The sequence below is a fragment of the Deinococcus apachensis DSM 19763 genome, from assembly GCF_000381345.1.
Lineage (GTDB): Bacteria > Deinococcota > Deinococci > Deinococcales > Deinococcaceae > Deinococcus > Deinococcus apachensis.
Genome location: NZ_KB906425.1, coordinates 1 through 5,000 on the forward strand (window position 1 = coordinate 1; position 5,000 = coordinate 5,000).

General features: G+C 65.1%; 4 protein-coding genes (1 of these 4 running past the window's edge). 3 read left to right on the forward strand and 1 reads right to left on the reverse strand.

Going from position 1 to position 5,000, the window contains the following annotated elements; translation table 11 throughout:
* The first annotated feature begins 107 nt into the window (after nucleotides 1-107).
* Both F784_RS0120640 and F784_RS24130 read left to right on the forward strand, forming a co-directional pair.
* A complete protein-coding gene (locus F784_RS0120640) occupies nucleotides 108-377 on the forward strand; it encodes a transposase (RefSeq protein WP_019588393.1) in 270 nt (89 codons plus the stop codon).
* A gap of 23 nt (nucleotides 378-400) precedes the next feature.
* Nucleotides 401-1,225 carry an IS3 family transposase gene (locus F784_RS24130; protein ID WP_169405718.1) on the forward strand — a complete coding sequence of 275 codons (825 nt, stop codon included), beginning with the start codon at nucleotides 401-403 and terminating at the stop codon, nucleotides 1,223-1,225.
* A gap of 23 nt (nucleotides 1,226-1,248) precedes the next feature.
* On the opposite strand, the gene F784_RS0120650 is transcribed toward F784_RS24130, so the two are convergent.
* Nucleotides 1,249-1,926, reverse strand: a complete 678-nt coding sequence (locus tag F784_RS0120650) for a DUF3103 family protein (protein WP_083939316.1) — start codon at nucleotides 1,924-1,926, stop codon at nucleotides 1,249-1,251.
* A gap of 283 nt (nucleotides 1,927-2,209) precedes the next feature.
* Here F784_RS0120650 and F784_RS24985 point away from each other — a divergent pair, with 283 nt between their 5' ends.
* Nucleotides 2,210-5,000, forward strand: the 5' portion of a protein-coding gene (locus tag F784_RS24985; RefSeq protein WP_019588616.1) for an AfsR/SARP family transcriptional regulator. The gene runs 29 nt beyond the window's last position; only the first 2,791 of its 2,820 coding nucleotides appear in the window; it begins with the start codon at nucleotides 2,210-2,212; its stop codon lies beyond the right edge, outside the window.

Sequence of the window (5,000 nt, forward strand, 5' to 3'; positions counted from 1 at the left end):
TGGTCTGCCCCCTAAAAACTGGGCAAAGCTGACTGGAGACTATCGGCTCGCTCCCCTGCGGGGATAAGGGCCTTTCCCTGACCCCTGCGAGAAAGCGAGGATGACCCATGAAGCACAAGCGGTTCAGTGAGGAACAGATCATCAAGCTGCTCCAGGACGCCAAAAAGGGCGAAAAGCCAATCGAGGAGCTTTGCCGGGAGGCCGGGTGCAGCACGGCCTCCTTCTACACCTGGAAGGCGAAGTACGGCGATGCCACCGTGGACGAAGCCCGGCGGCTTCGTCAGCTCGAACGTGAAAACGAGCGCCTTCTGAAGCTGGTGGGGCAACAGCGCCTGGAGCTGGAGGGGATGAAGGTGCTGCTTGGAAAAAAGCGCTGACGGCCCCCGAGCGCCGGGAGGCCGTGCAGTTCCTGGTCCGCATCAATGTCCGACAGCAGCGGGCGTGCGAGTTGGTCGGTCTGCCTCGTTCTTCGTTGTCCTACCGACCCCACCCGAGGCATGACGGTGAACTGATCGGGCGGATCAAAGCCCTTTCCCGTGAGCATCCCCGCTGGGGATGCCGTCGCGTCCACGCTACATTGCGCCGGGAAGGGGTGCAGGTCAACCGCAAGACCGTGCACCGCCTCTGGAAGAGTGAGGGCCTCGCTCTGCCTCCACGGCGCAAGACCAGAAAAATTCGCACTGGGCGGCCTGTTCCTCTGCGCGCCGAGCAGCCGAACCAGGTGTGGACTTACGATTTCGTCTTCGACGAGACGCTAGGAGGCCACGCCCTGAAAATCTTGACCCTGACCGACGAGTTCACCCGACAATCGCTGGTGTTGCGTTGTGGGACAGCTTTCACGTCGGTGGACGTGAAAGCCGTCCTGGTCGAGGTGATGCGGGAACGGGGTGTTCCCGCCTTCATCCGCAGCGACAACGGCCCCGAGTTCATCGCCCACGACCTCAAGGTTTGGCTGGCGGTGCAGGAGGTGGGTACTCGGTACATCGACCCCGGCAAACCCTGGCAAAACGGCGTGGCCGAGAGCTTCCACGCCCGTTTGCGGGACGAGCTGCTGAACCTGGAGGTCTTTCACTCGGCCCGACACGCCCAGGTGCTGCTCGATGGTTGGCGCAGCTTCTACAACAGCGCCAGGCCGCATTCCTCCCTGGCCTATCTCACCCCGGACGAGTTCGCCCAGCGCTGGGCTTTGCTCACTGCCCCGCCCGCCGTCGTACACTCCCCCTGAGTCGAGTCTCCAGTCAGCTTCGTCTACAAAACTGGGCCAGTCCAGGTGCCTTGAGCACTCAGGGTCGATGAAACTGGGTCTGCCGTCCTGAACGCCTGAAGCACGTTCCCCTCTTTGTCAGTGCGCTCGTTCAAGCTCAAAATAATGACTGGTACGGTGGGTGCCACCTGGGCGTCCAACGTGTGAACTCGTCCCTGGGCGTCGTACGCGGTGATGGTCTTGAGCGCCGTGTCATCAACGCCGACTGGCACGAACCCTACCAGCGGCGTGTAGCGGGCGGCGTCCCATGCCTCGAACTGGACGGGCACAGCGACCTGGAGACGCGGGATGTTGAGGGACAGCTTGTCGATGGCGCTCAAAGCGGCGACGCCTTGCGCCTGAAGCCCCTGGCTGTAGGCGGCTGCCAACTTACTGCGGACGTCCGAAGAGGCCGCAAGCGTCTTGTAGAGGACCTCTGAGTCGCCGTCGAAGCGCCTCGCCACATGGTCGTGGATCTGCGAACGCAGGCCCTGATCCGTGATGGCCTGGGCAAAGTATCTGGACATCTGGTCGAGCGACTGGTTGATCGTTTCTGCTGAGGTCTCCGTCTGCACCGGAGATGATGCCTCGTGCGCCGGGGATGGCGCCTGAGAGGTGGCACAAGCTCCAAGCAAAAGGGACAAAGTGCCCACCGCAAGCCAGCCCATTACAGGTGTTTTCATTCCGCTTCTCCTCGGTTCCTTGAGCGTTCTGGCGCTCACCTTTAGGTGATGCCCCGACCAATTCCTTCTCACTTCCCAATACCGGACCTTCAGGCTGTGCCTCCGCTCCCGAGAGCGCCGCGAGGATGAGCACGTTACCGGGGTGTTTCCCGATGGGGTGCGGCTAGCCGAATCTCCTTTCAAGTTTTGACTTCGGGGTCAGCTTGTCGGAACCGTGCTGAATATCTGCTGAACTCATGCTCTCGCGTGCCACCCTTCACGCCCGCACGTTAAGGTGTGCTTGATGCGGCTGGTCTGTTTGGGGGACTTGGCGTTGGAAGGCTCGGACTTCCGGCGCGCGGGTCCGCTCCTCTTGCTCGCCTACCTCTCGCTCGAAGGCAAGCAGCCCAGGACGCACCTGGCGGAGTTGTTCTGGCGGCGTGAGGGGGAAGCGCACACTCGCCGTCAGCTGTTGAACAACTTGTCCCAGGCGTTGACTTTGCTGCGCCGTCACGCCCCTGGCGTCGTTGGGAGCGACGGCACCAGCGTCTGGTCCCTGGTCACCACCGACGTGGCTGAGTTCCGTCAGGCGCTGGAAGACCAAGATCACGGGCGCGCTGCCGCGCTCTACACAGGCCCGTTCCTGAGCGGTCGCGACAACGGCTGGGGCATTGAACTTGAGGGGTGGTTGTTCGATCAGCGCGAACGCCTGGCCGAACAGGCGCAGGGAGCCTTGATCGAGCTGGCCGAGCGGGAGTCGCAAGACCGCCCGCATGAGGCAGCCCGGCGCGCTCACGACGCGTTCTGCCTGGCCGAGCCCCAGCCCGGCGCGCTGCCCCGCCTGCATGCGCTGCTCTGGGAGCACGACCGCCGTCTGGCCCGGGAGATTGAGGACCTGGCCCGGGGTTACGGGGTGAGCTTGGAGAAGTCTTCCGGGCAGGGTCAGGCGGCCCCGTCCAATGGACTCGCGGCGCACCGCCTGCCCGCGCGAGGAACCTCATTCGTCGGCAGGAGCCGTGAACTTGCGGAGGTCACCCGGCAACTCCTCCAGCCCGAGTGCAGGCTGTTGACGCTGACCGGGGCCGGTGGCGTTGGCAAGTCAAGGCTGGCGCTTCAGGCCGCCTCCAGCTTGCTCGACCAGGAACCGTTCCAGGACAGGGTCTTCTACGTCGCCCTGGAGGCGCTCAGCTCGGCAACGCTGATTCCGGGCAGCGTTGCGACTCAGCTCGGACTCACGCCCGAAGGCCGAGAGCCCGACCTCGAGGCTGTCTGTCGCCACCTGGGCAAGCAGCACGCGCTTCTCGTGCTCGATGACTTCGAGCACCTGAGGGACGGCGCGCTAGTGCTGCACGAGTTGCTCCGGGGCTGCCCCAACCTGAAGCTGCTCACGACGTCCCGTGAACCCTTGAGCCTAGGCGAGGAGTGGCTATTCCCGGTGGCGGGGCTCGCCCTGCCGGGCGAAGCCGACGCGCCGGGCGCGTCGGCGCAGTGCGACGCCGTTCGGCTCTTTTGCCAGCGCGCCCGCCAGGCAGGACGTGCATTCGAGCCAGCGCCCACCGACCTGCCGCACGTGCTGGAACTCTGTCGCCTGCTGGCGGGCGCACCGCTGGCGCTCGAGCTGGCCGCTGCGTGGCTCCCAGTGCTGTCGCCGGGCGAGTTGGTGCGCGAGGTCGCGCGCGACCTGGACGTGCTCGGCTCGCACGCACAGGACCGCGACGAACGCCACCGGGACCTCAGGGCTGTCTTCGAGGGGTCATGGAAACTACTTTCCCCCCAGGAGCAGCGCGTCCTGGCTGCGCTGTCAGTATTTCGCGGGGGGTTTACCCGGGAAGCCGCCGCAGAGGTCGCTGGCGCCTCCATGGCGACCCTCGCCTCGCTTGTGAGCAAGTCCCTGCTGCGCGTCCTACCACCAGGGCGCTATGACCGGCACCCGCTCATTCACCAGTACACGCGGGAGAAGCTGGCGCAGGGCGCAGCGGACCTCGCACGCCTTGAGGCGCGACATTTTACCTACTTCCTGGCGCTGGCCCGCGAGACGAGGCCCCTCTTGGACGGTGCTGAGCAGAACGTCTGGCTGGAGAGGATCGAGCAAGAACACGACAACTTCCGGGCGGCGCTCGACCATGCCTTGACGCGCGGGGCATCCGACGAGGCCCAGAGCTTGGCTGGCGAGCTGTGGTGGTTCTGGCATACGCGCGGCTACCACGCGGAAGGCCGGGCGTGGCTCACGAAAGCACTCGACCGGGCTGACCCGACCCCGACGCCCGAACGGGCGAAAGCCCTGAGGGGAGCGGGGTGGCTGGCCACCCAGCAGAGTGACTACCCGGTGGCCGAGACTTACATGCGCGAATGCCTAGCCGTCTACCGGTTCCTGGACCGCTCACAGGACGTTGCGGCCGCACTCAACAACCTTGCGGGCATCTCCTACTACGCCGGGGACCTCGACACGTACGAGCGTTACCTGGTTGAGGCGCTCGCCATCTGCCGGGAACTGAGCAACACTCGGGGCACGGCCGTCATCCTCGGCAATCTTGGGAACCTGGCGTTCGAGCGGGGTGATCCCGAGCAGGCGCGGTCGCTGTACTGGGAAAACGTGCGGCTGTTACAGGAAGCGGGCGACGAGAAGCTGGTCGCCGAGAGCCTCATCGAATTGGGGGGCATAGAGACGGCCCTGGGCAACTACCTTGCGGCCCGTGACCTGATCGACCGGGGCCTGGCCTCGGCTCGCGCGCTCGCGCATACATTCAACATCGCTTCCGGTCTGGAGACGCTTGGGACCCTCGACCGCAAAGAAGGCAACCATGATCAGGCGCGTTCCCACTATCGCCAAAGCCTCGTGCTCTGGCACGAACTCGGGCACCGGCTCGGTATCGTCCATGTGCTCGAAGGTCTCCTCCATCTCGCCGTAGAGCGCCGGGAGTGGCGACGGGCGGCCTGTGTCCTGGGGGCCACCCAGGCGATCCGGGAAACCATAGGTGCCCCGCGTTCGCCTTATGATCAGCTGGAACTCGGCGACGTCCTTAAAGAACTGGCCCCGCAGCTTACCGATCGTGTGCACGCCTCGGCCGAGCGCGAGGGGCGAGTCATGACCCTCG

Bases quoted from the DNA above. Each gene is read 5' to 3' on its own strand.
- F784_RS0120640 (WP_019588393.1), top strand. From the start codon at position 108: ATGAAGCACAAGCGGTTCAGTGAGGAACAGATCATCAAGCTGCTCCAG.
- F784_RS0120650 (WP_083939316.1), bottom strand. From the start codon at position 1,926: ATGAAAACACCTGTAATGGGCTGGCTTGCGGTGGGCACTTTGTCCCTT.